At 56.8% G+C, this 22,450-nt stretch carries 19 protein-coding genes; 2 read left to right on the top strand and 17 right to left on the bottom strand.

The window, feature by feature from the left end:
• Positions 1 to 185: 185 nt before the first annotated feature.
• Positions 186 to 1,208, bottom strand: a complete 1,023-nt coding sequence (locus DKW72_RS10240) for an alpha/beta hydrolase (protein ID WP_111642258.1) — start codon at positions 1,206 to 1,208, stop codon at positions 186 to 188.
• Between the two features lie 216 nt (positions 1,209 to 1,424).
• On the opposite strand from DKW72_RS10240, the gene DKW72_RS10235 reads away from it, so the two are divergent.
• Positions 1,425 to 2,018: a hypothetical protein gene (locus tag DKW72_RS10235; RefSeq protein ID WP_111642257.1), complete on the top strand. Its 594-nt coding sequence runs from the start codon at positions 1,425 to 1,427 to the stop codon at positions 2,016 to 2,018.
• A gap of 133 nt (positions 2,019 to 2,151) precedes the next feature.
• Here the strand turns inward: DKW72_RS10235 and DKW72_RS10230 are convergent, their stop codons facing one another.
• The 9 genes from DKW72_RS10230 to DKW72_RS10190 all read right to left on the bottom strand — a co-directional run bounded on the left by DKW72_RS10230 (position 2,152) and on the right by DKW72_RS10190 (position 14,348).
• Complete coding sequence (locus DKW72_RS10230; RefSeq protein WP_111642256.1) at positions 2,152 to 2,922, bottom strand: sulfite exporter TauE/SafE family protein; 771 nt, start codon at positions 2,920 to 2,922, stop codon at positions 2,152 to 2,154.
• A gap of 39 nt (positions 2,923 to 2,961) precedes the next feature.
• Positions 2,962 to 3,714 carry an META domain-containing protein gene (locus tag DKW72_RS10225; RefSeq protein ID WP_111642255.1) on the bottom strand — a complete coding sequence of 251 codons (753 nt, stop codon included), beginning with the start codon at positions 3,712 to 3,714 and terminating at the stop codon, positions 2,962 to 2,964.
• A 101-nt stretch (positions 3,715 to 3,815) separates the two neighbouring features.
• The gene (locus DKW72_RS10220) at positions 3,816 to 4,778 is read right to left on the bottom strand and encodes a DoxX family membrane protein (protein ID WP_111642254.1); all 963 of its coding nucleotides are present in this window, start codon (positions 4,776 to 4,778) and stop codon (positions 3,816 to 3,818) included.
• Between the two features lie 167 nt (positions 4,779 to 4,945).
• Positions 4,946 to 5,476 carry a cytochrome b gene (locus DKW72_RS10215; RefSeq protein WP_111642253.1) on the bottom strand — a complete coding sequence of 177 codons (531 nt, stop codon included), beginning with the start codon at positions 5,474 to 5,476 and terminating at the stop codon, positions 4,946 to 4,948.
• Positions 5,477 to 5,664: 188 nt separating this feature from the next.
• The gene (locus DKW72_RS10210) at positions 5,665 to 6,492 is read right to left on the bottom strand and encodes a MipA/OmpV family protein (protein WP_111642252.1); all 828 of its coding nucleotides are present in this window, start codon (positions 6,490 to 6,492) and stop codon (positions 5,665 to 5,667) included.
• Between the two features lie 482 nt (positions 6,493 to 6,974).
• A complete protein-coding gene (locus tag DKW72_RS10205; protein ID WP_111642251.1) occupies positions 6,975 to 8,807 on the bottom strand; it encodes a glycoside hydrolase family 9 protein in 1,833 nt (610 codons plus the stop codon).
• A 511-nt stretch (positions 8,808 to 9,318) separates the two neighbouring features.
• Positions 9,319 to 11,148 carry a glutamine--fructose-6-phosphate transaminase (isomerizing) gene (glmS, locus tag DKW72_RS10200; protein WP_111642250.1) on the bottom strand — a complete coding sequence of 610 codons (1,830 nt, stop codon included), beginning with the start codon at positions 11,146 to 11,148 and terminating at the stop codon, positions 9,319 to 9,321.
• Positions 11,149 to 11,454: 306 nt separating this feature from the next.
• On the bottom strand, positions 11,455 to 12,219 hold the full coding sequence (locus DKW72_RS10195; protein ID WP_111642359.1) for a DeoR/GlpR family DNA-binding transcription regulator: 765 nt from the start codon (positions 12,217 to 12,219) through the stop codon (positions 11,455 to 11,457).
• A 128-nt stretch (positions 12,220 to 12,347) separates the two neighbouring features.
• Positions 12,348 to 14,348 (bottom strand): glycoside hydrolase family 9 protein, encoded by a 2,001-nt coding sequence (locus DKW72_RS10190; protein WP_111642249.1) that lies wholly within the window; start codon positions 14,346 to 14,348, stop codon positions 12,348 to 12,350.
• A 216-nt stretch (positions 14,349 to 14,564) separates the two neighbouring features.
• On the opposite strand from DKW72_RS10190, the gene DKW72_RS10185 reads away from it, so the two are divergent.
• Positions 14,565 to 15,350 (top strand): GIN domain-containing protein, encoded by a 786-nt coding sequence (locus DKW72_RS10185; RefSeq protein ID WP_111642248.1) that lies wholly within the window; start codon positions 14,565 to 14,567, stop codon positions 15,348 to 15,350.
• Positions 15,351 to 15,367: 17 nt separating this feature from the next.
• On the opposite strand, the gene glmU is transcribed toward DKW72_RS10185, so the two are convergent.
• From glmU to DKW72_RS10150, 7 genes are all read right to left on the bottom strand, one after another.
• Complete coding sequence (gene glmU / locus DKW72_RS10180; protein ID WP_111642247.1) at positions 15,368 to 16,738, bottom strand: bifunctional UDP-N-acetylglucosamine diphosphorylase/glucosamine-1-phosphate N-acetyltransferase GlmU; 1,371 nt, start codon at positions 16,736 to 16,738, stop codon at positions 15,368 to 15,370.
• Between the two features lie 248 nt (positions 16,739 to 16,986).
• A complete protein-coding gene (locus DKW72_RS10175; protein ID WP_111642358.1) occupies positions 16,987 to 17,418 on the bottom strand; it encodes a F0F1 ATP synthase subunit epsilon in 432 nt (143 codons plus the stop codon).
• Between the two features lie 60 nt (positions 17,419 to 17,478).
• Positions 17,479 to 18,861, bottom strand: coding sequence for a F0F1 ATP synthase subunit beta (atpD, locus tag DKW72_RS10170; RefSeq protein ID WP_111642246.1), 1,383 nt, complete (start codon positions 18,859 to 18,861; stop codon positions 17,479 to 17,481).
• A gap of 70 nt (positions 18,862 to 18,931) precedes the next feature.
• Positions 18,932 to 19,801: a F0F1 ATP synthase subunit gamma gene (gene atpG, locus DKW72_RS10165; protein WP_111642245.1), complete on the bottom strand. Its 870-nt coding sequence runs from the start codon at positions 19,799 to 19,801 to the stop codon at positions 18,932 to 18,934.
• 53 nt (positions 19,802 to 19,854) lie between these two features.
• A complete protein-coding gene (gene atpA / locus DKW72_RS10160; RefSeq protein ID WP_111642244.1) occupies positions 19,855 to 21,399 on the bottom strand; it encodes a F0F1 ATP synthase subunit alpha in 1,545 nt (514 codons plus the stop codon).
• Between the two features lie 16 nt (positions 21,400 to 21,415).
• Entirely contained in the window at positions 21,416 to 21,952 is a 537-nt protein-coding gene (locus DKW72_RS10155) for a F0F1 ATP synthase subunit delta (protein WP_111642243.1), read from the bottom strand.
• Between the two features lie 12 nt (positions 21,953 to 21,964).
• Positions 21,965 to 22,435 (bottom strand): F0F1 ATP synthase subunit B, encoded by a 471-nt coding sequence (locus DKW72_RS10150; protein ID WP_111642242.1) that lies wholly within the window; start codon positions 22,433 to 22,435, stop codon positions 21,965 to 21,967.
• Between the last annotated feature and the right edge of the window lie 15 nt (positions 22,436 to 22,450).

The following is a 22,450-nucleotide window of genomic DNA, read 5'->3' as shown; positions in this document are numbered from 1 at the left end:
TTCTTGCCTGGTCGCGTTATTGTCGGATTACGCCCCTGCGGGGCTAATCCGACCTACTCGCACATTGGCACATTTTTTATGTAGGTCGGATTAGCGCAGCGTAATCCGACAATCACACATCGGCGCATATTTTCATGTAGGTCGGATTAGCCGAAGGCGTAATCCGACAAAAACGCGCCCGAACTTTATAGCTCAAACACGTCTTCCAAAAACGCCACCATATCCTTCACCGTCTCCTCGGCCAGGTCTTCAAAACAGCCACCCGTGTAATCATTACAGCCGGTATCGAGGAAACCGTGACCCAGGTCATCGTAAATGACCAGACGCGCATGCTGGCCCAGCTCGGTGAGTCGGTCGACATAAGCACGGGCGCTCTCAGGTGGCGTGACATCATCGTTTTCACCGACGTGAACAAATTGCGGGGGCAGAGGGTACTCGTCGGCGCTGACCAGGTAGGGCGCGGCGGAGACCGCCTGGTAGTATTCGGAGTGATCGTTGACGTTGCGTTCGTTACCAAAGATACCGCGCGCTTCCGCATCGGCCCAGCCCCAGAAGGGATTGTCCGCGCTTTCAAAATTGCCTTGCGCGGCTTCCAACATACTGAAGGCGGCATAGCTCAGGATGGCCGCCTGTACTTTGAGCCCATCTTCTTCGGCCACTTGCTCGGCGGTTCTTCCGTCGGGCAGGTAGGTCGGGGTAAAGCGCTGAGTTTTGTCGTTAAAGCCATCGCTCCCCAGGTTACGCCCCGCCAGGGTGACCATGGCCGCGAGGTGGCCACCCGCGCTGTCACCGGTGACCGCGATCTGTTGCGGGTCGCCGCCGTAACGGTGGATGTTGTCCTTTACCCAGAGCGTCGCGCCCATGGCGTCTTCAACAATTTCGTTGATCGTGACGGTGTTATCCCGATCCGGAAGCAACCGGTAGTCGACATTGACGGTGATGATATCGGCGCGGCGGGGAACGGTCTCGGCGAGGTCGTTCATGATGGATTTGTCATTGATCAACCAGCCACCGCCGTGAAAGATGACCAACACCGGCTTGGCCTCGGTGGCGGTTTGGGGGACGGCGATATCCAGGTGCAGGTCATGCCCGTCGGGGCTGGCCCAAACGATGTCCCGATGGTGTTTGAGATCGTTTGCCGCCAGGGCGGGGAGGCAGACAAGAACAGAAAACAGCAAGAGACCGATGTGACGGATGGTTTGGCGCATTATTAGAGGTTCTCCGGTTGAGCGATGTTTCATTATGGGAAGGGTGTGGTGTTGAGTCAATTAATAGGCGCGACTTTTACGCTTTCAAGTCGTATAGCGAAGCATTTTTTATAAATTCTGATGGTTAAAAACTCGCCAATCTTATGGAATTTAGCTAACCATTGCGCTATCTAAGTAGGATGGCACCATAATTAGCAACATCCATGGAGATACCCCATGACCTTAGTGACTTCCTCCGATCATCTCACCCTGTCTGACTATTTTCGCCGCGAGCTGGAAGCCTCCTCTGAACACCTCCAGTCGCCCCCCCAAACCGATACCCTGTGGTATCTCGGGAGTCTAATGGCCCGTTTCAGCGACAGCGAAGAGCTGTTCGGTTATGACGCGGGGGAGGTGAGCATTCGGCCTTTGGCACTGCTGTATAAAGATGCTCACGAGGCGCAGAACACTCGCGAGCGGTGCCTGATTTTGCGCCAGCTGGGGGATCTGGCATTGTTTATGGGGGCGCTCTTTCCCGGTAACTTCACCCGGCGCGGTATCCACAAGGATTATTTTGTCGGTATGGGTGGTGGAGCCTATGACTATCTCTCTGAAAACGCCCATCAGAATCGGCATATTTTTTCTGAGCTGGCGACCACTTTTGTGCACATGCTGGAACTGATTGCGCTGGCGTGTTCACGCGAGCGGGTGTTTGATGCGGAGGCGATTGTGCAGCTGTATCGGCGCTGGCAGCTGACCGGTGATGAGCGCCTGGCGCGGCAGTTGCGGACATTGGGGGTTGAGGTGGTGCCGGCAGGGGAGTGGCATTGATTGCGTGGTTTTGTGCCTCAGGTGTCGGATTACGCTGCGCTAATCCGACCTACTCGAACAACGGCACCTTTTCCCCAGCAGATCGGATTGGCCGGCAGGGCGTAATCCGACAATGAGGCACCGATGTTCTGCCTTACGCTGCCCCCATCAAACCCGTTGCGCCGTCGATAAGCAACCGAATGCCCGCCAGGGTCAGGATGCCGTAACAGGCCCAATAAAACCAGCGATCCGACAATCGGTGATGCAGGTGGACACCGAGTAACACGCCGAGCGGCGCCAGGGGCAGAAGTACCAGCGAGGTCATAAAGCTGCCGGTATTGAGTTGCCCGAACCAGGCGTAAGGCAGCAGTTTGGCGTAGTTGACCGCGGTGAAGAAAACCACGGTGGTGCCGACGAACAGGGTTTTGGGCATCCGTTGGGGCAGCAGATAAATGGCCATGGGCGGCCCGCCGGCATGGGCGATGTAGCTGACATAACCGGATAGCGTACCCCAGAAACCGCCGCGCACGACGCTCGGTGAGTGGGCATGCAGCTGTTGAATCACATGCTTGCCCCACAGGTAGTGGCCGACAAAATAGAGGGCCATCAGGCCCACCATCAAGCGGATCATATCCGGACTCATGTATTGAAAGGTGAGGGCGCCGCCCACCAGGCCGAGCATGGCCCAGGGGAGAATGATCTTCAGGTTGGTCCAATCCCAGCTGCGCCGGTAATTCCACAGGCTGACCAGATCCATGGTGCACAGAATGGGCAGCAGCACAGCGGCCGCAAGGCGCGGGTCGATCAATAACGAAAGCACCGGCACCGCCAAGGTGCCCAGGCCGCCGCCAAAGCCGCCTTTGGACATGCCCACCAGGAGCACAACCGGAATGGCCAATAGATAGAAGGCCCAGCTTTCGATCATGGTGTCCGCGCCGTCAGTGAATGAGGGGCGGGCATGGTATCAGTTTTGGGTCGTCGCGCGCAGGCTTTGGCCACGATAGCCACGGATGATCAGCGCACCGCTGTTGTCCAAACGGAAGTTGCTGGCCCCTTCCAGGACCTTCATCATGTCGCTTTCTTGTTGCATCAACGCCGCCTCACAGGCCCGGCGCGTCAATGCCAGCGGACCAAAACTGACGCCTTCACCGGTAATTTCGTAGCGGCCGTTGAAGCGGTTACAACCGGCACTGCCAGACACCCGATGGTCGGTATCAAAGCTCAGGGTCAGCGGGGTATCGTCCACCAGCGCGCGGCCATTGATGTCCTCTACCGCCCAGAGGCGATCCACCAGCAGGGATTGTGTATCCCCGCCGCACCCGCGTAAGAGTTCACCGTTAATGGTGATCTCCACCGTGTAGGGAAACGGGCGACCGCTCATAATATCTTCACAGTAACCCGGCTTGATCTCGACAAACAGGGTTTCGCCATCGGCACGGGCGTTGTAACGGATGATGTCTCCCTCCATGGAAGCTTCCGGCGTTGGAGCGCTGAACTGGTGCTGGCCGTACTGATAGTCCAACTGCAATTGCTCGTCGTCCATCTGCAATATCCAGCCCGGCTCCTGCCCCAGGGCTCGCAGTGGCAGCGCGGGCTGATCACTATCACTGTCGGGGGTAACCGCATCGGTGCCGGGTGTCTGACAGCCAGCGAGGCTCAGTAGCATAAACACCGCCAAGGCACTGACTGAAAGGTTGTGTCGAAACAGTATAGTCATCGAATACCTGTGTTATGTCTGAGTGGCCATTCTCACAAGCCTTGAAATAGGGTTAGCTCGACAACAAGCTTAGCCCATAATAGCCTCCGCGATCCACGGACTTACCAATAACCCACGCGCGCCGGCGCTATGCCGTATACGGGAGATCTGTGCGCCACGGGGTGGTAACACAGCACCAGCAGGCACGCAGCAAAGATCGGCAGGTGACCGATCAGTTCGACCCAGCCCAGGTAATACTCTCCCAATGCAAAAAAGAAGCTGTTAGTGGCCACCATAAAGGCAGCGAGCGCTGCGACCGCCAAGCGGGGTACCCAGCCCAACACCAGGAGTAGGCCCAACTGCAACTCCACCAGTCCCGCTGAGTAGACAAATAACCCATGGCTGTAGTTAAAGCCCAGCAACTGCATAAAATTGAAGTTGTAGGTCTCAAGCAAGATCAGCGCACGGGTGGGATCGGCCAGTTTTTCGGTAAAGGCAAGCGTCACCAGCGATACACCCAAGAGCACGCGGACGATGGCAACGTCGACCGGTGTCGGCCGATGTTTGGCAAAGGCGATGACCCAGGCCACACCCAACAAAAGCGGATACTCGAGTGCAAAAATAGGATCCTGCCAGCTCGCCACGACGAACAACGCAACCAATAGCAGTCCCGCACAAAGCCGGGCCCGATTCAACAACAGCGCGCTGTAGATAAAGAGCTGTGCGGCAATACCGGCATAAGTCCAGTGGCTGCATACGGCAACGTGCGGCGCAAGGAAGGTGTGAGTCAGTGCCGCCCCCAGAAAGTAGAGCGCGATCAGACCATACACCCCGTGAAACGGCTGGTCAGACCAGAGGGGCGTAAGCGCATGGTGGCGCGTCGCGCCGTCGAGCCAGCGTGCGGTCGTCAATGCCGCACTCAACGCTATCAGCGAACCAACCAACACATAGGTGTCCAGCGCTAACGGCGTAACGTCCGTGGTCGGTTCGGTAAACCATTTAACGTGCGCCTGCGCAGGCAGGGCAATGAGCAGACCGGGCACCGAAACAACCAACGCCCGGGATATTATCGTTATCGTCCCCATGGTATCCACCTCGTGCGGATGTCTGTCTAGCGAGGCGGATGTTAAGAAAGGGGCGCGAGGGTCGCAATACGCTGATCAGGCTATTGCGCAATCAATTCTCTAGGTTGTGACTCCTTTATCGCAACGATCATCGTTAACACGGTGTCCGACGCCAGCCTTTGGCGGCGTCAGTCCTTACGCCCCCACATGCGCGGCAGCACGTCGGGCTGCGCGGGTTGTTTTCGATGCCAATAGGCCATGGCGATATGGCCCACCACCAGGGCCATCAGGGTCCAGCCCAAAGAGCCGTGAAGCAGGTTGCCCGGTTCCACCAGCCAGTCGATACGACCTTCAAATCCGCTGAACAGGGGAATGCCGAAGGGCTCAAAGGTGCGCCCGGAGCCGTATTGACGCGCCAGACCCAGGGCCGGCACCACGAACAGCAGGACGTAGAGCGCGATATGACCCGCCTTGGCGAAGGGGTTTACCGCTGGCGGCCGGTGGCGCAGGTTGATCAGGGCCCAGACAATGCGAATGCCCACAAGCACCAGCAGCATTGCACCCAACGGCCGGTGGGTGGCCCACATAAAATCATCCAGCGCCGAGTCTTCCGCCAGCGTCCGGGCACCAACGGTAAGAAATTGCCAGAGTATCAGTAGCGCCATCCCCCAGTGCAGGGTGCGGGTGACGGTGCCGTAACGGTTTCGATTGTCAAACATGGCGATATCTCTACGCAAGTGATACAACGGTATAGCGGTAGGATAGACCAAAGATACCGATAGTGACCACCGACGTGCTCCAGAGAGAGACATGAGACGTTGCCGGGGAGCTTACACACCCTAAACGCGGTGTCCAGGATTGTTGGTGGGGATCACTCACGATAGTCGCTGTTTGTAAGCGAAGCCGTCTAGAATACGTAAATAAAGCCGATGCCTACTTCGGCCTCGTAGTTACTACGGGCGATTGGGCTATCTCGAACCTCACTGCCAAAGTATTCAAAAAGCGCTTCGCCGTAAATCTGCCAGTTCTTATTGATGTAATGGCGATAATTGTAGTCAATACCAATCGAGCGTAATCCACCGCTCAGCCTGGTCTCATCCAAGCCGGATGCAGCCGCTTGGTCTGCGTCTATACCGAAACCTTTGTTGGCGTATTCGCTGTCGTGAACAACCACAACGAAATTGAGTTCAGAACCGGTGCCGTCGAGCTGCTCGCCGAAACGACGGCCCAGTCCAAATAGACCCAGGTTTCCGTCACCACCGGCTACGACACGACCAACCAGCCAGTAGCGCCAATCGGAGTCGAAAGCCCGACGCGCTTGCAGCACGAGTTCAGCGCCCTCATCCTGATCACCAAGTCCATCCAATCGACCGTCGTCGGAATCACTTTCCTGACGACCTTCATCGAAGCCGATGAGCGCCTCGAACAACCAGGTATTCGCACGAACTCCACGCCAGCCGAGTACTTCGCCGGCAAAAAAGAAAATATTGTCGCCGTTACGCCATTGCAAACCGCCAGCTGGCTGAATTTCGAACCCAAATTCGTCTGATCCTTCGTAGGCAGTTTCATATTCAACACCAAAGCCTAATCCTAGGCTCCAGCCATCCTTGCCTCTGGAAAAATCGTCAACTGAGGGCAAAGGCACCAGCGCTGTCTTTTTGTCCTGAGCTAGTGCTGTTGGAACAAAAAATCCAAAGATGAAAATGATCAATAAGAAGTAGTTAAGGTTTTTCATAGAGATACCATTTTCGTTTTACGTGAGACAGCTTGCTGAGCCATGTTAGTTAATCTGAGCTGAGCTAATCATACGCAAGATTTCATTAAAGAGATCAAACTCAAAGAGACAGCCACTCTAGCTTGTGGCATAGGCGCGATAGGGGAGATTTTTGAGTTTGGGTGCCTGGTTGGCGTAATGTTTTTGGGTTGGGTGCCACAGTGTCGGATTACGGCTTCGCCTAATCCGACCTACTCGTACAATGGCACCCTGTTTCCTGTGGGCCGGATTAGGCAGAGCCGTAATCCGACAGAACCACACCCAACCAGAAAAGAGCACCCGAGTTCACGTAGGTCGGATTAGCTCGCAGGGCGTAATCCGACAGAACCACACCCAACCAGAAAAAAGCACCCGAGTTCACGTAGGTCGGATTAGCCCAAAGGGCGTAATCCGACAAAACGGCACAGCTCTCAATCAATGCTGCGCCGCCGACACAACCGGATTTACTCCGCCTGCGCCTGTGACAACGCCTGCAATGCACCGGTTACATACACCAGGGGCGCATTCCAGTTTATGGCGACCTCGTTGGTGGAGTAACTGCAGTAGTCGTCCAGATAGGCCTTGGCCGGTGCGCTGGAGGGGTAACGGCTGGCGCCGCAATCCTGATCCATATTCTGGGGATTGGCCCCCCCGGCCACCAGACCCGGTACCGGCTGTTCGTTGTCGTCGGCTGCGGATACCCGGTGGTGGATGTCCATCGGCGTTTGACTGCCAAAGCCGGTCACGAACGAATAGTCGGTGGCGTTGCGGCCCAGAATATAATCCAGGTGCGACTGGGCGGCATTGAGGTAGTCATCGTTACCAGTCAGTCGATAGGCTTTGATAAAAATGAAGGCCCGGTTCAACACGTTGGCGTTGCTGCCCCAGTAAAAATCACCGTTGGTCATGGCGACCCGGTAGGCAGAACTGTTGTGCATATTCAGGAAGTCGTTCGCCAAGTTGGTGATTCGACTGTTGATGAGTTCGATATCAGCGACCTCTGACAAATGCTCCTGATGAGTGGCCAGCGAGATCCAGGCCGAGGCGCGACTGTCGGGCCAGGCCGGGTGCCAAATTTGAGTATTGGCAAAGTTCACAGCATTATAATAGTTGTCTTCACCGGTAGTAATAAAGAGCTCTGCCGCCGCCCAGGCGCGGTTGGAGGCCAGGTCATTGCCGCCGTATTCGCCGGTGAAAACGTTGTCCCCTGGACTATCTTCATAAACCGGGTTTGTAAACCGCACTTCGGGGTTCTCTTGTGCCCAGCCCCAGGCCATCACGGCCGCATCGAGCATCTCAGCAGCAAAATCTTCGTCGTAAGCCTCCCAGATTCGGCTGGCCTGAGCCATCACCGCCGCAAAGTTCAGGGTCGCCGACGTCGCCTTACCGATGACATAGCGGGTCGCGGTGGCCTGATGAGGCATCAGGGTACCGGCGAAGTTAAGGGTGGTCAGCTTGTGGTAAACACCGCCATCCTCGTCCTGCATGGCCAGCATCCACTCGATATTCCAGCGGGCTTCGTCGAGAATATCCGGTACATCATTGACACTTTCGGGAATATTCAGGTTTTGAGCGGCGTAGTACGCGGGAAAGTGCTCGTAAGCGGCCAGCAGGGTGTAGGTGGAGACGCCGGAGTTGACCACGTACTTGCCAAAGTCACCGGCGTCATACCAGCCCTTGGCGGCACTGATTTGAAAGCCCGCCGGGCGCGAATTACTGGCGGCGGATCGGTGTACCAGCACCTCGTCGTCCGGGTGACCCTCGGACCGGGCATAGTCACCGGCGTATTCCGGCAGCAATTCAATACTGGCGCGGTTGAGGTAAAAGGCCTTGAGGCTCGCCGCGCTCAACTCTGCGTAGGCATCGGCGGCAACGGTGAAGGCCGGGGAGTCGTCCAGACCCTCAACCCGAATCCGGTAGCTGCCCTCATCGGACAGGCCTGAGAAATCCGCCAGACGCACGGATTCCTGCGCAGGCGCCCAAGTGGCGGCACTGCCGAGTTCACCGGTATAAACCACGGTTTCCCCGTCTGCGGTGACGACCTCGAAGGCATCCACTTCTACACCACCGGGCACCACCGCCAGCTTTTGCGCCTCAGGGAGAAAGCCGACCTGATTGACTTTGATCATCCCTTCGGCGTCGCCAGACGCGCTTGAAGAGGAACTGGACGATGCACCGTTGCCCGAGCCGCCGGGTGGGGGGGTAATGAGGCCATTGTCGGCGCTGGAACTGCCGCAAGCGCTTAAAAACAGCGCTGTCATAGCGGGCAGGAAAAGACGGGTAAAACACTTACTCATGGGACACCTCGTTGTTATTTATACGTGTTGAGAGCGGCGCTGGTGCCGCCTCTGCCAGTGATGTCAGGTCTCGAGGGACTGCTTGTCCTTGGTATTGTTAGTCGACATTACCATAAGTCGGGGGCCGGGGGTTAGCGCGCGGGCCGTTTTTGGGGTTGAGCGTTTTGGGATGCCGGGTGGTGGTTCGCAGGGACGGGGGGGTGTGGTGTTGTTTGATCGGTGCGGTTTTGTTGGGGTTTGGGTGCCACAGTGTCGGATTACGCCCTTCGGGCTAATCCGACCTACACGAACAGCGAGCCATTGCTGGAGTAGGTCGGATTAGGCGAAGCCGTAATCCGACAAAACCGCACAATCCCCGAATAGCATGCCATTGCCCAAGTAGGTCGGATTAGGCGGAGCCGTAATCCGACAGAACCGCACAATCCCCGAATAGCATGCCATTGCCCAAGTAGGTCGGATTAGGCGAAGCCGTAATCCGACAGAACGGCACAATTCCAGAACAGCGCGCTTTTTACTCCACCGTCACGCTCTTCGCCAGATTGCGCGGCTGGTCCACATCCGTGCCTTTGATGATGGCGACGTAATAACTCAACAACTGCAGGGGCAGGGTGTAGAGAATCGGCGCGAGCCAGGGGTTGGTGTGGGGCACGTTGATCACGCGCATGGTGTCGTCGGACTGGAAGTTAGCTTCCGCGTCGGCAAACACATACAGGATGCCGCCGCGCGCACGCACTTCTTCGACGTTGGATTTGAGTTTTTCCAACAGGTCATTGTTGGGTGCGACCACGATGATCGGCATGTCCGCATCGATCAGCGCCAGCGGTCCGTGTTTGAGCTCGCCGGCAGCGTAGGCTTCGGCGTGAATGTAGGAAATTTCCTTGAGCTTGAGCGCGCCTTCCATCGCGATCGGATACTGGTCACCGCGGCCGAGAAAGAGTGCATGCTGTTTGTCCGCGAACTCCTCCGCCAGCGCTTCGATCTGCTCGGCCAGTGTCAGCGTCGCCTCGAGTTTTTCCGGAAGCTGTTTGAGTGCGACGCTCATGCCCTGCTGCTCGTCATCGGCGAGACCGTGGTACTTGCCGAGGGCCATGGTCAGCATCGCGAAACCGACCAGTTGGGTGGTGAAGGCTTTGGTGGACGCCACACCGATCTCGGCGCCGGCGCGGGTCATAAAGGCCAGGTCCGACTCACGTACCAGGGACGAACCGGCGACGTTGCAGATCGCGAGGCTGCCCAAGTAGCCCAGATCTTTGGCCAGACGCAGCGCGGCCAGGGTATCGGCGGTTTCACCAGACTGGCTGATAGTGACGATCATACTGTCGGGCTGAACGAAAGATTTCCGGTAGCGAAATTCGCTCGCAATTTCGACGTTGCACGACACACCCGCGAGGGATTCCAGCCAATAACGAGCGACCATACCGGCGTGATAACTGGTACCGCAAGCAACGATCTGGATGTGTTTCACTTGCTTGAATAACTCGGTGGCACCGGTGCCAAAGGTCTGATCGAGTACACCCGCTTCGCTCAAGCGACCATCGAGGGTGGAGCGCACCGCGTCGGGCTGCTCGTGGATTTCCTTGAGCATAAAGTGGCGATAGCCACCTTTGTCACCTGCGTCATAGCTGACATTGGATTCGTGCGCCGGACGATCGACAGCGTTGCCGTCCTTGTCGAACACGCGCACGCTGGTACGGGTGATTTCCGCCACGTCGCCTTCTTCAAGGAAGATAAAACGGCGGGTTACCGGCAGCAAAGCGAGCTGATCCGAGGCAATAAAGTTTTCCCCGATACCCAGGCCGATGACCAAAGGGCTGCCCGAGCGGGCCACGACAACGCGCTCAGGGTCGTTGGTGTCCATCAGAACTGTGCCGTAGGCACCGTCCAGTTGTTTGACCGCAACCTGCACCGCATTCAGCAGTGAATCAGCATTTTTGCGCTCGCGCTGTACCAGGTGGGCGATGACTTCAGTATCGGTGGCAGAGGTGAAGACATAACCCTCGTCCTGCAGCATTTTACGCAGGGGCTCGTGGTTTTCGATGATGCCGTTGTGAACCACGGTGATGTTGCTGGAGACGTGGGGATGGGCGTTGGCTTCGCTGGGTTCGCCGTGAGTGGCCCAACGGGTGTGGGCGATGCCGGTGCCGCCGGGGGTGGGTTCTTCGGCTACCGCGTCGGCGAGTTCTTTGACTTTGCCGAGTCGTCGCAGGCGTTGAAGCTGGCCTTCCGGGTTGATGATGGCGACGCCGGCGGAGTCGTAGCCCCGGTATTCGAGGCGACGCAGGCCTTCCAACAAGATGTCGACGACGTCACGTTGCGCGACTGCTCCTACAATTCCACACATGGTTGTTCTCCTTTCGGAACGTTCTTAATTAGTTTGGGGCAGGCCTCGGGGTAGGGGGTTCGAGACACGCCGTGAACCCATCCCTGGGGGCTCGACACCGACATCCTGTCGGTGACGGTCTCGAACCCCCTACCCCGAGGCCTTCGTACCACTTCACTCCATCCCGTTTGACGTGCGCGATGGAGCAGTTCCGGGACGGACTATCCAGGACCGTCGCCGACAGGACGTCGGCGTCGAGCCTACAGGGAAGTATTTACGGCGTGTCCTGGATAGTCCGTCCCGGAACTGCGGATTCCCCATCCGCACTCAAACCCTTATTACCTTGACGTTTTGTTGTTGCAACTGCGCCACCGCCTCATCCGGGAAGCCAGTATCCGTGACCAGTACGGCGATCTGCTCCCAGGGGAGTTCGAGGTTGTGGATTTTGCGATCCAGTTTGTCGGACTCGGCCATGACGATCACTTCCCGAGCGACCTCAGCCATGACGCGGCTGAGGCTGAAGAGTTCGTTGAAGGTGGTGGTGCCGCGGGCCAGGTCGAGGCCGTCGGCGCCGATGAAGAACTGGTCGAAGTTGTAGGAGCGCAGAATCTGCTCCGCCAACTGGCCCTGAAAGCCCTCGGATTTCGGGTCCCAGGTGCCGCCGGTCATGAGCAGGGTGGGCTCGTTTTCCAGTTCCCGCAGGGCGTTGGCGACGTTGAGGGAGTTGGTCATGACCACCAGCCCCTGTTTGTGAGACAGCTCCGGGAGCAAGGCAGCGGTGGTGGTGCTGCCGCTGTCGAGGATGATGCGGTTGTGATCCAGGATCAGCTCGGCGGCGGCTTTGGCCAGGGCGATCTTTCGATCTGAAACTTTGTCTGTCGCCGGGTCAGCGATCATTTCCTGGGGCATGGGGACGGCACCGCCGTAGCGGCGCAGTAGCAGGCCGTTGCTTTCCAGGGCCGCCAGGTCTTTGCGGATGGTCACTTCGGAGGTATCAAAACGCTGGGCCAGGCAATCGACGCTGACCTCGCCGGACTCGGCAAGCAGTTCTACGATGGCGCGGCGGCGCTGTTGGGTGTTCCGTTTGGTCATGGCAAGCATTCGCTAAGTTTCGATATGAAAGATAGTTTACCGAAACGTAAGCTTATAGCAAGTAGAATTCGCACAATTGCCACAAGTGAAAGATAAGACGAGCCCCGTCACCGGGGCTAAGAAGGCAGCTAGCGGACGAATTTGGAGAGCAAGCGGATGTAGGCGACCTGGTAGTCATTGTGATTTTCAGTCACGGCCCAGGAGTTGATAGGCCAGCTGTGATTGAAGTCTTTGTAGGATTTCATTTCCGGCTGATCACGGGGCGGCTCTAGATCGAGTATCGTGCACTGGGCGTTGTTGGCCGCACTGCCACAGGCATTGTTGGCGCAGCAGCCGTCGACGTCGTAGCTGGGATTGGGGCCGCCCACCAGGAAGCCCGGCGCCGGGCCGTAGGTGGATTCACCCACGCGATCCCATTGAGGGCTGCCGTGAGAGAACCAGCTGTGATAAAAACTATCCACAGAGTTATCCACACCCAGCGCATACATATTGCTCAAGTAGACCTTACCCAAGGGATTTACGCCGTGGAGGTAGTTGAGATAGCCAAGGGCGGCGTTGCGCAACAGTGCGTGGTCGTCGTCGGTGACTTGATAGGTGATCATGTTGTAGAAGGTGGACCCCTTCTTGGCCATGGTGCGGTTACTGCCCCAGGTAAAATTATTGGCGCCGATATAGGCCCGGTAGGGGTCGTCGTTGTTGCTAAAAGCGCCGATATTGGTGCTTCCGTGCATCTGGGTCCGGTAGTCGTCGCGGACCTGATCACGCACCGACACGGTGGCGTTGGGGAGGCTGGCGTAATAAAGATAAGCCATTGCCCGATGCTCCTGCCAGGGATCAATCCAGCTCAGGCGATCCTGTTCATAGGCTTGATCCACAATGTCCCGGTAGGCGCTTTCACCGGTCGCCGCAAACAGGTAGATGGCGGCCATCCGGCGCTTGAGCGCGCGTCCATTGTCCCCGACTTCCTGCTCACCCGCGGCGACGCCATTGTCTGAGTTGCGGAAGGTAACTGACGGATTGGCTTCGGCCCAGGTCCAGGCGGTCTGGGCCCGAGCCCGTAAATCATCGGCGTAGGCCTGCCATGCCTCACCCTCCAGCTCTCCAAATACCGTCGCCCCCAGGGCAAACGCCTGGGCCGAGGTCAGGGTTGCGGCGGTGGTCGCCGGGCCATAGACACTGGGCCCGGTTGCGCTCGACGGGGGACTGGCGTGAGCCAGCCCCATCACCGACAACACCGAGCCATTGTCTTCCTGCATGCGAATCAGCCAGTCCATGCCCCATTTGATCTCGTGCAAGAGGTCGGCGACCTGCCCATCTGACTCGGGAATATTCAACGCCAGACTCCAGGCCTCAGGGTTTTCGAGGTAAGCGTGGAAGAGCACCACCAGATAGTCGGCGTGCCAGTTGGTGTATTTGTTGTAATCCCCAGCGTCATACCAACCCCCGCGAAGGTCGCGCTCGGTGGCGGCATCATGGGTCGCACTGTATAACCGCGCTTCAGGATCCTGACCTTCACCCAGATGACTGGCGGCGTCGGTCCAGCCGGCCTCCGCATAGGGTGTTTCCTTGGCAAAACCGGCCCGCTGGTAATAGAAGGTGCGTACCGCGTGCATCAACACGTCCCGGTAGACCGTGTCATTGATGTCAAACGCAGGCGAGGCCACGCCCTGTTCAACATCCAGAACGTAGTAGCGACCCGGCGCCGAGACGCTGCTGAAGTCAAACCACCAAACGCGATCCCCGGCAATATCGGCGGTGCGACCCGTATCCCAGGCCGTCGGCGCCGACTCGTACACCACCTCATCACTAACCACATCGATCAGTTGGTAAGTGGCGCCTGGAGAGAAGGACTGATCCGCGTCAAAACCCACCTGAGGGTCGCGAATGACAGCGATCTTGTCGGCTTCTGGCAGGTAACCGAACTGATCGACAACAATTACCGGCGTGACGAAATCGGCGGGGTCTGTGGAGCCTGGCGGTTCTGAACTGGTACTGCTGTTGCTACTCGCGGACGACTCGCTGCTTGAACTATTGTCCGGTATTTCCACAGTAGGATCTGAGGCACTGCCGCTGCAACCAATGAGCAGCGCGGCGAAGATAAATGCAATGATGCGATAGGGGGTAGTCATGTTTATTCCCATTATTGGCGTTATCATTGGGGTTTAATAAGTCATATATATCTTATGAGGTATTTTACAGCATTGCCAGTGATTGGCTCACAAAGTGTGAATCCAAATCCGGTCTTTAGTGCATCTAAGAGGTTACCGGCCTGGATCACGTGTCGTTTCCTTGCTCGGAAGCGCTTTGAACAAGCGTCCTTCAAATTTTTATAGGGTAGACCCACTATGAAAAGCCAACTGATACTGTTTGCTGGCCTGTGCTTGCTGGTTTGTTCCTCAGCACTGGCCGATGGGGTTGTCACTCAGCCCTATCCCATTGAAAACATACGCTATATCGAAGCCGGTCAGGCGATCCGCCTCGATATCCGGCAGGGCGATAACGAATCCCTCAGCGTCGAGGGTACTCACGATATTCTGGAGAGGGTGTCAATTACAGTTCAAGGCGAGCGCCTGATTCTGGGGGTCAAAAGGAAGAAAGGTGGCTTCTTCAACTGGTTTGGTGAGCGCAACAACGATCACGCCCGTTTTGTCATTGAGCTCCCGCAGCTAGCCAGCCTCGAATTGTCGGGCGCCACTCATGCGCGGTTGGGTGCTTTCGATCTCGCAGATCTGAAACTCGAGGTCAGTGGCGCCAGTCGCGTCCAAGCCGGAAAATTGACCTTCGACAACCTGGAGCTGTGGCTCTCAGGCGCCAGTCGGATTGAATTCGAGGGATTGCAGGGTGACTCATTGGGTGCCCGGATCTCCGGGGCTTCGCGCGTCGAGGTCCGAGATGAAGGGCAGATCCACACCTTGACGCTCCATGTCAGCGGCGCGAGCCATTACCAGGGTACACCCGTGAGCATGGAGCAGGCAGTGGTCGATGCCAGCGGCGCTTCTCGGGCTGAGCTAGGTCGGACCGAAATGCTTGAGATAAACGCCAGTGGCGCGTCCAATATCGACTACCGAGGCGAACCCCGCATCACACAAAGAACCTCTGGTGGAAGCAATATCCGCTCGAGGGGAGATTGAACCCCTCGGTTAACGCGCTATTGGTTCTTTGTGGGCCTCTGCCACCCCGCAATATTGCGCTGCTTACCCCGGGCCACCGCCAACTCCTCGTCGGGGATGTCCCGGGTGATCACAGAACCGGCGCCGACGGTGGCGTTTTTACCCAGTGTGACCGGCGCCACCAGTGCGGTGTTGGAGCCGACGAAAACACCGTCGCCAATCCGGGTTTGAAACTTGTTCACGCCGTCGTAGTTGCAGGTTATGGTGCCGGCGCCAACGTTGACGCCGCTGCCAATGACCGCGTCGCCGATATAGCTCAGGTGGTTGACCTTGCTACCGGTGCCAATGGAGGCTTTTTTCACCTCCACAAAGTTACCGATTTTGACACCGCTGGCGAGTTTTGCCCCGGGGCGTAGGCGACCAAAGGGTCCAACCTCACAGCCGTCTTCCAGGGTAGCGTCTTCAATGACGCTGTTGGCTTTGATCACGGTGCCAGGTCCAAGACGGCAGTTTTTCAGGAGACAGTTGGGTCCAATCTCGACGCCGTCAGCCAGCTCGACAGTGCCTTCAAACACACAATTGATATCGATCACCACATCCCGACCCACCGACAGCTCGCCCCGGCAATCAAAGCGCGCCGGATCGAGCAGAGTGACACCCTGAACCATCAGTGCCTCCGCCTGCCGGCGCTGATAAAACCGCTCGAGCGCCGCCTGTTGTTGCCGGTTGTTGATGCCCTCAACTTCTTCCACCGTTTCCGGCTGCTCCACCGCAATAGCGATGCCATCACGGCGAGCAAAGGCGATAATATCCGTCAGGTAATATTCACCCTGAGCGTTGTCATTGCTCAACGTCGGCAACCAGGTCTGCAATTGTTTCGCGGTGGTGGCCATGATCCCGGTATTGATCTCGGAAATCTGTCGCTGCTCGTCATTGGCATCCTTGTGCTCAACAATCGCTTCCACCTCACCCTCGGCATTGCGCACAATACGGCCATAACCGCCGGGATCGGGCAGGTTGACCGTGAGTAACCCCATGGTGCTGTCGTCAACATGAGCCACCAGCTTCTTCAGCGTCTCAGCCTGCGTCAGCGGCACATCCCCATAAAGGATCAACACCCGGGCATCATCCCGCAAATGCGGCAAAACCTGCTGCACCGCATGACCAGTGCCCAGCTGCTCGGTCTGCATCACAAACGTCACATCATCAGCGGCCAGACGCGCCTGCACCTGCTCCGCGCCATGCCCAATCACCGTCAACATCTGCTGACCACCCACCACCCGCGCCGTGTCCATCACATGCTGAAGCAGAGGGCGTCCACCGACAGGATGAAGAACTTTAGGCAGATCCGAACGCATCCGGGTACCTTTACCGGCAGCCAGTATCACAATATCCAAGGGCTTACTCATAACACAATCATCCTTTAAAGGGCCAAGCAACTCTCAGTTGGCACAGAGGGCGGTAAGGGAAATGCACTTTTGAAACCCTGACTTCAGGGATGAAGTCAGGGAGCTACACGGATGTATTCATGCGGTTTCAGAAGTGCATTTCCCTTACCGACCGGGCCTGCTAAACCGAAATGCCATTTAAATAACAAAAAAGGGCAGCCGAAGCCGCCCTTTCCATACTGCAAAACAATCCGAAAACCAGCCAACAACTACTTGTTCTTGCCCAGCTTCTTCCGAATCGACTGCAGAGTACGCAGCTGTGCCGCGGCTTCGGCCAACTGTACTGCCGCGCGGGAATAATCCAGCTCGGCGCTCTGATTGGCCAGGGCTTTTTCCGCCTGATCTTTCGCTGCCTGAGCAGCCGCCTCATCCATATCACCGGCCCGCAACGCGGTGTCCGCCAATACAGTGACGTGGTAGGGCTGCACTTCCAGGTAGCCACCGGAGACAAAGAAAATCTCTTCTTCACCCCCCTGTTTGACCACGCGGATAGGGCCGGGCTCGATACCGGTCAGCAGCGGCGCGTGGCCATAGATGATACCCAAAGGACCTTCGGTACCGGGGGCAACCACCATTTCCACCAGGCCGGAGAAAATCTCCTGCTCGGCGCTGACAATATCGCAGTGGACCGTCATAGCCATAATCAAACCTTTGTCGTCATCAGGTTCAGGTGCCGCCGGACTCAAGGTCCGGCCGCCCACTTACTTCTTCATTTTGTCCGCTTTGGCGATAGCTTCGTCGATGGTACCTACCATGTAGAAAGCCTGCTCCGGCAGATGGTCGTATTCACCAGCCAGAATGCCTTTAAAGCCGCGAATGGTTTCCTGCAGCGAAACGTAAACACCGGGAGAACCCGTGAAAACTTCCGCCACGTGGAACGGCTGAGACAGGAAACGCTCAATTTTACGGGCGCGGGCAACGGTCTGTTTATCTTCTTCAGACAGTTCATCCATACCCAGAATCGCAATGATGTCTTTCAGCTCTTTGTAACGCTGCAGAACCGTCTGGACGCCACGCGCAACGTCGTAGTGATCCTGACCAATCACCAGCGGGTCAAGCTGACGTGAGGTGGAGTCGAGCGGATCAATCGCGGGGTAAATACCCTTGGCGGCGATGTCACGACTCAATACAACGGTCGAGTCCAAATGCGCAAAGGTGGTGGCCGGTGACGGGTCAGTCAAGTCATCTGCCGGTACGTAGACCGCCTGGACCGAGGTGATTGAACCGGTCTTGGTGGAGGTAATACGTTCCTGCAATACACCCATCTCTTCTGCCAGCGTAGGCTGGTAGCCTACCGCCGACGGCATACGGCCCAGCAGGGCGGATACTTCAGTACCGGCCAGGGTATAACGGTAGATGTTGTCGATGAACAAGAGTACGTCTTTACCTTCGTCGCGGAATTTCTCCGCCATGGTCAGACCGGTCAAGGCGACGCGCAGACGGTTACCCGGCGGCTCATTCATCTGGCCGTAAACCATCGCTACCTTGTCCACAACCTTGGACTCGGTCATTTCGTGGTAGAAGTCATTACCTTCACGGGTCCGCTCACCGACACCGGCGAACACGGACAGACCGCTGTGCTCTTTGGCGATGTTGTTGATCAGCTCCATCATGTTGACGGTTTTACCGACACCCGCACCACCGAACAGGCCAACCTTGCCGCCTTTGGCGAAAGGACAAACCAGGTCGATCACTTTAATACCGGTTTCCAACAGTTCGTCGGACGCAGACAGCTCTTCGTAAGCCGGGGCGTCGCGGTGAATCTGCATACGCTCCTGCTCACCGATGGGGCCGGCTTCGTCGATGGGACGACCCAGCACATCCATGATGCGGCCCAGCGTCTGGGTACCGACCGGAACCTTGATAGGCTCCTTGGTGTTGGACACGTCGAGACCACGACGCAGACCTTCAGAAGAACCCAGGGCAATGGTGCGTACCACACCGTCACCCAACTGCTGTTGAACTTCCAGAGTCAGGTCACCCTCGGTGACTTTCAATGCGTCATAGACCTGCGGTACGTCGTCGCGCGGAAATTCCACGTCGATAACGGCACCGATAATTTGTACGATACGTCCGCTACTCATTTCCGGATCCTCTTGGTTTCAGGCCGTTGGCCTGAAGGTTTTAACTGAAAATTGGTTACTGGCCAGCCGATCAGGAAGAGACCGCGGCGGCACCGCCCACGATTTCTGACAATTCCTGCGTAATAGCAGCCTGGCGCGCCTTGTTGTAGACCAGCTGCAAGTCACCGATAAGATCGCCGGCGTTGTCACTTGCGCTCTTCATCGCGACCATCCGTGCAGCCTGTTCACAAGCAACGTTTTCGACCACGGACTGATAGACCTGGGACTCGATATAGCGAATCAACAGACCTTCGAGCAAGGCTTCCGGGCTGGGCTCATAGATGTAGTCCCAACGATGTTTTTGCTCGACGTCGTCCGTTGCTTCCAAAGGCAGCAACTGGCTGACTTTGGGCAGCTGGGTCATGGTGTTTACAAATTCGTTGCTCACCAGGTACAGCTTATCGATTTTGCCGTCACTGAAGGCGTCCAGCATCACTTTGACGCTACCGATCAGGTCATCAACTGATGGGTTTTCGCCGATATCGCGCACACTCGCGACGACGTTGCCACCGAAGTTGTTGAAGAACGACGCCGCTTTCGCGCCAATCAGACACAGGTCAACATCGACGTTGAGGTCGTGCCAGGACTTCATGGATTTGAGTGCAGCTTTGAACACGTTGACGTTCAAGCCACCACACAAGCCCCGATCGCTGGATACCAGAATGTAACCCACGCGCTTGGTTTCTTCGCGCTGCTCCAGATACTGGTGTTTGTAATCCGGGTTGGCATTGGCAATATGGCCAACCACTTGGCGCATACGGGTGGCATAAGGCTTGCCCACTTGCATACGCTCTTGAGCACGGCGCATCTTACTGGCAGCCACCATTTCCATGGCGCTGGTAATTTTCTGCGTGCTCTTGATACTCGAAATCTGCGTTCGAATTTCTTTTGCGCCTGCCATAACTCAAAGGCCCTCAAGCGAAGTGTTGCGGCGCGCAGTGCGCGCCGCGTGGCTTACCAGGACTGGCTCTCTTTGAACTTTTCCACCAATTCTTTGAACTTGGCTTGCAGTTCTTCGTTCCAGTCGCCCGTCTCATTAATGCTTTTCAACACATCGGCGTAGTCGCCTTTGGCGAAAGAGAGCAGGGCCTTTTCGAAGTCCAGGATCTTGTTCACTTCAATATCTTCCAGGTACCCTTCGTTGGCGCAGAACAACATCAGACCCATCTCGCCAATTTTCATGGGTGAGTACTGATTCTGTTTCATCAACTCGGTGACGCGCTGACCGTGATCCAGCTGAGCCTTGGTGGCCTCATCCAGATCTGACGCAAACTGGGAGAAAGCTGCCAGTTCGCGGTACTGGGCCAGAGCGGTACGGATACCACCAGAAAGCTTTTTGATGATCTTGGTCTGGGCAGAGCCACCGACACGGGATACCGAGATACCGGCGTTCATCGCCGGGCGAACGCCGGAGTTGAACATGTCAGTTTCCAGGAAGATCTGACCATCGGTGATCGAGATCACGTTGGTCGGTACGAAGGCAGAAACGTCACCTGCCTGGGTTTCAATGATGGGCAGGGCGGTCAAAGAACCGGTCTTGCCTTTCACTTCGCCATTGGTGAACTTCTCAACGTACTCTTCGTTAACCCGTGCAGCACGCTCAAGCAGACGCGAATGCAAATAGAAGACGTCACCCGGATAGGCTTCACGGCCGGGCGGACGACGCAGCAGCAATGAAATCTGGCGATAAGCCCAAGCTTGCTTGGTCAGGTCATCATAGATGATCAACGCATCTTGACCGCGGTCGCGGTAGTACTCACCAATAGTACAGCCGGCGAAGGCCGACAGGTACTGCATGGAAGCCGGGTCAGAAGCGGTGGCGGCAACCACGACCGTATGATCCATGGCGCCGTGCTCTTCGAGCTTGCGCACAACGGCCGCGATAGAAGAAGCCTTCTGGCCAATCGCGACGTAGATACACTTAATACCGGAATCTTTCTGGTTGATGATGGCGTCGATGGCAATGGCGGACTTACCGATCTGGCGGTCACCAATGATCAGCTCGCGCTGACCGCGACCGATCGGCACCATGGCATCAACGGCCTTCAGGCCGATCTGCACCGGCTCATCAACGGATTTCCGCCAGATAACACCCGGAGCCACCTTTTCGATAGCGTCGGTTTCCTTGGCGTTGATCGCACCTTTACCGTCGATGGGGTTACCCAGCGCATCGATAACGCGACCTTCGAGTTCCGGACCGACCGGCACTTCCAGGATGCGGCCGGTGCACTTGCACTTCTGGCCTTCGGCGATACCTTTGTAATCACCCAGAACTACGGCGCCTACGGAGTCGCGCTCAAGGTTGAGCGCCATACCAAAGACGCCACCTTCAAATTCAATCATCTCACCGTACATCACTTCGGTGAGACCATAGATCCGCACAATACCGTCTGATACGGAAACGACCGTACCCTCTTGACGGGCTTCAGAGGACACATCGAGCTCGTCGATGCGCTGTTTGATAATGTCGCTAATCTCGGATGGATTCAGCTGCTGCATGCTTGTTTCCTCAATCCTACGAATTGATTGCTCTGGCGAGTTTCTCTAACCGACCGCGCACCGAGCCGTCGATGACCAAATCACCCGCTTTAATGACGATGCCGGCCAACAAACGTTGGTCGACAACCGTATGAAGGTTTATCTTTCGCGCCAGCTTCTCACCAAGGCTCTGAACAATTTTCTGTTCAGCGGCTTCATCCAGGGCAATAGCGGTGGTCAATTCAACATCGACAGCCTGCTCTTGTGCGGTTTTGAGTTCACCAAACTGTCGGTGGATCCCAGGCAACAAGGACAGACGCTTGTTCTGCGCCAGAAGTTGAACAAAATTACGGACGGGCTGGCTCAGCTCATCGCCACACAAATCACTGACAACGTTGGCCTGCTCGGTACCCGAGTAAGCCGCAGAATCAATAATACCGCGCAGTTTTTCATGCTGGCTGACGCCGACAAGAGTAGCCAGCTGTTGACTCCAACCGGCCAGATCCCCGTTGTCGCGGGCGTATTTAAACGCCGCCTGCGCGTAGGGTCTTGCAACAGTACTCAGTTCAGCCACAGGTCACCTCGCTCAAAGATTGGCAGCCAGTTTATCGATCATGGCCTTGTGAGTGTTGGCGTCAACCGAGGACTCGAGCACTTTTTCAGCACCGGCCAGGGCGAGCACAGCCACTTGCGAGCGCAGTTTTTCACGCGCGCGTTCCACATCCTGGTCAATCTCGGCGTGGGCGGCCACTTTGATGCGCTCCGCTTCGGCACGAGCAGACTCTTTGGCTTCGTCGATGATCTGAGCGCCACGCTTGTTGGCAGACTCGATGATGCCGGCAGCCTCTTTGCGCGCTTCGCGCAACGTCTTGGTCGCCTTCTCTTGAGCCAGTTCCAGATCGCGACCGGCGCGATCGGCAGCTGCCAAACCTTCGGTAATGGTTTTCTGCCGCTCTTCGATGGCGTTCATTAACGGCGGCCATACGAATTTGATGCAGAACCAGACAAAGACCGCAAAAGCGATCATTTGCCCGATAAAGGTTAAGTTAAAGTTCACGACTTTACCTCGTCT

The sequence above is a fragment of the Marinimicrobium alkaliphilum genome, from assembly GCF_003259155.1.
GTDB classification, from domain to species: Bacteria; Pseudomonadota; Gammaproteobacteria; order Pseudomonadales; family Cellvibrionaceae; genus Marinimicrobium_A; species Marinimicrobium_A alkaliphilum.
This window is presented reverse-complemented; position numbering and strand designations above follow the sequence as displayed.

Coding starts and splice junctions, on each gene's coding strand:
- DKW72_RS10190 (WP_111642249.1), bottom strand. CDS start 14,348: ATGACTACCCCCTATCGCATCATTGCATTTATCTTCGCCGCGCTGCTC.
- DKW72_RS10235 (WP_111642257.1), top strand. CDS start 1,425: ATGACCTTAGTGACTTCCTCCGATCATCTCACCCTGTCTGACTATTTT.
- DKW72_RS10175 (WP_111642358.1), bottom strand. CDS start 17,418: ATGGCTATGACGGTCCACTGCGATATTGTCAGCGCCGAGCAGGAGATT.
- DKW72_RS10195 (WP_111642359.1), bottom strand. CDS start 12,219: ATGACCAAACGGAACACCCAACAGCGCCGCCGCGCCATCGTAGAACTG.
- glmU (WP_111642247.1), bottom strand. CDS start 16,738: ATGAGTAAGCCCTTGGATATTGTGATACTGGCTGCCGGTAAAGGTACC.
- DKW72_RS10185 (WP_111642248.1), top strand. CDS start 14,565: ATGAAAAGCCAACTGATACTGTTTGCTGGCCTGTGCTTGCTGGTTTGT.
- glmS (WP_111642250.1), bottom strand. CDS start 11,148: ATGTGTGGAATTGTAGGAGCAGTCGCGCAACGTGACGTCGTCGACATC.
- DKW72_RS10220 (WP_111642254.1), bottom strand. CDS start 4,778: ATGGGGACGATAACGATAATATCCCGGGCGTTGGTTGTTTCGGTGCCC.
- DKW72_RS10240 (WP_111642258.1), bottom strand. CDS start 1,208: ATGCGCCAAACCATCCGTCACATCGGTCTCTTGCTGTTTTCTGTTCTT.
- atpG (WP_111642245.1), bottom strand. CDS start 19,801: ATGGCAGGCGCAAAAGAAATTCGAACGCAGATTTCGAGTATCAAGAGC.
- atpD (WP_111642246.1), bottom strand. CDS start 18,861: ATGAGTAGCGGACGTATCGTACAAATTATCGGTGCCGTTATCGACGTG.
- DKW72_RS10225 (WP_111642255.1), bottom strand. CDS start 3,714: ATGACTATACTGTTTCGACACAACCTTTCAGTCAGTGCCTTGGCGGTG.
- DKW72_RS10205 (WP_111642251.1), bottom strand. CDS start 8,807: ATGAGTAAGTGTTTTACCCGTCTTTTCCTGCCCGCTATGACAGCGCTG.
- DKW72_RS10230 (WP_111642256.1), bottom strand. CDS start 2,922: ATGATCGAAAGCTGGGCCTTCTATCTATTGGCCATTCCGGTTGTGCTC.
- DKW72_RS10210 (WP_111642252.1), bottom strand. CDS start 6,492: ATGAAAAACCTTAACTACTTCTTATTGATCATTTTCATCTTTGGATTT.
- atpA (WP_111642244.1), bottom strand. CDS start 21,399: ATGCAGCAGCTGAATCCATCCGAGATTAGCGACATTATCAAACAGCGC.
- DKW72_RS10215 (WP_111642253.1), bottom strand. CDS start 5,476: ATGTTTGACAATCGAAACCGTTACGGCACCGTCACCCGCACCCTGCAC.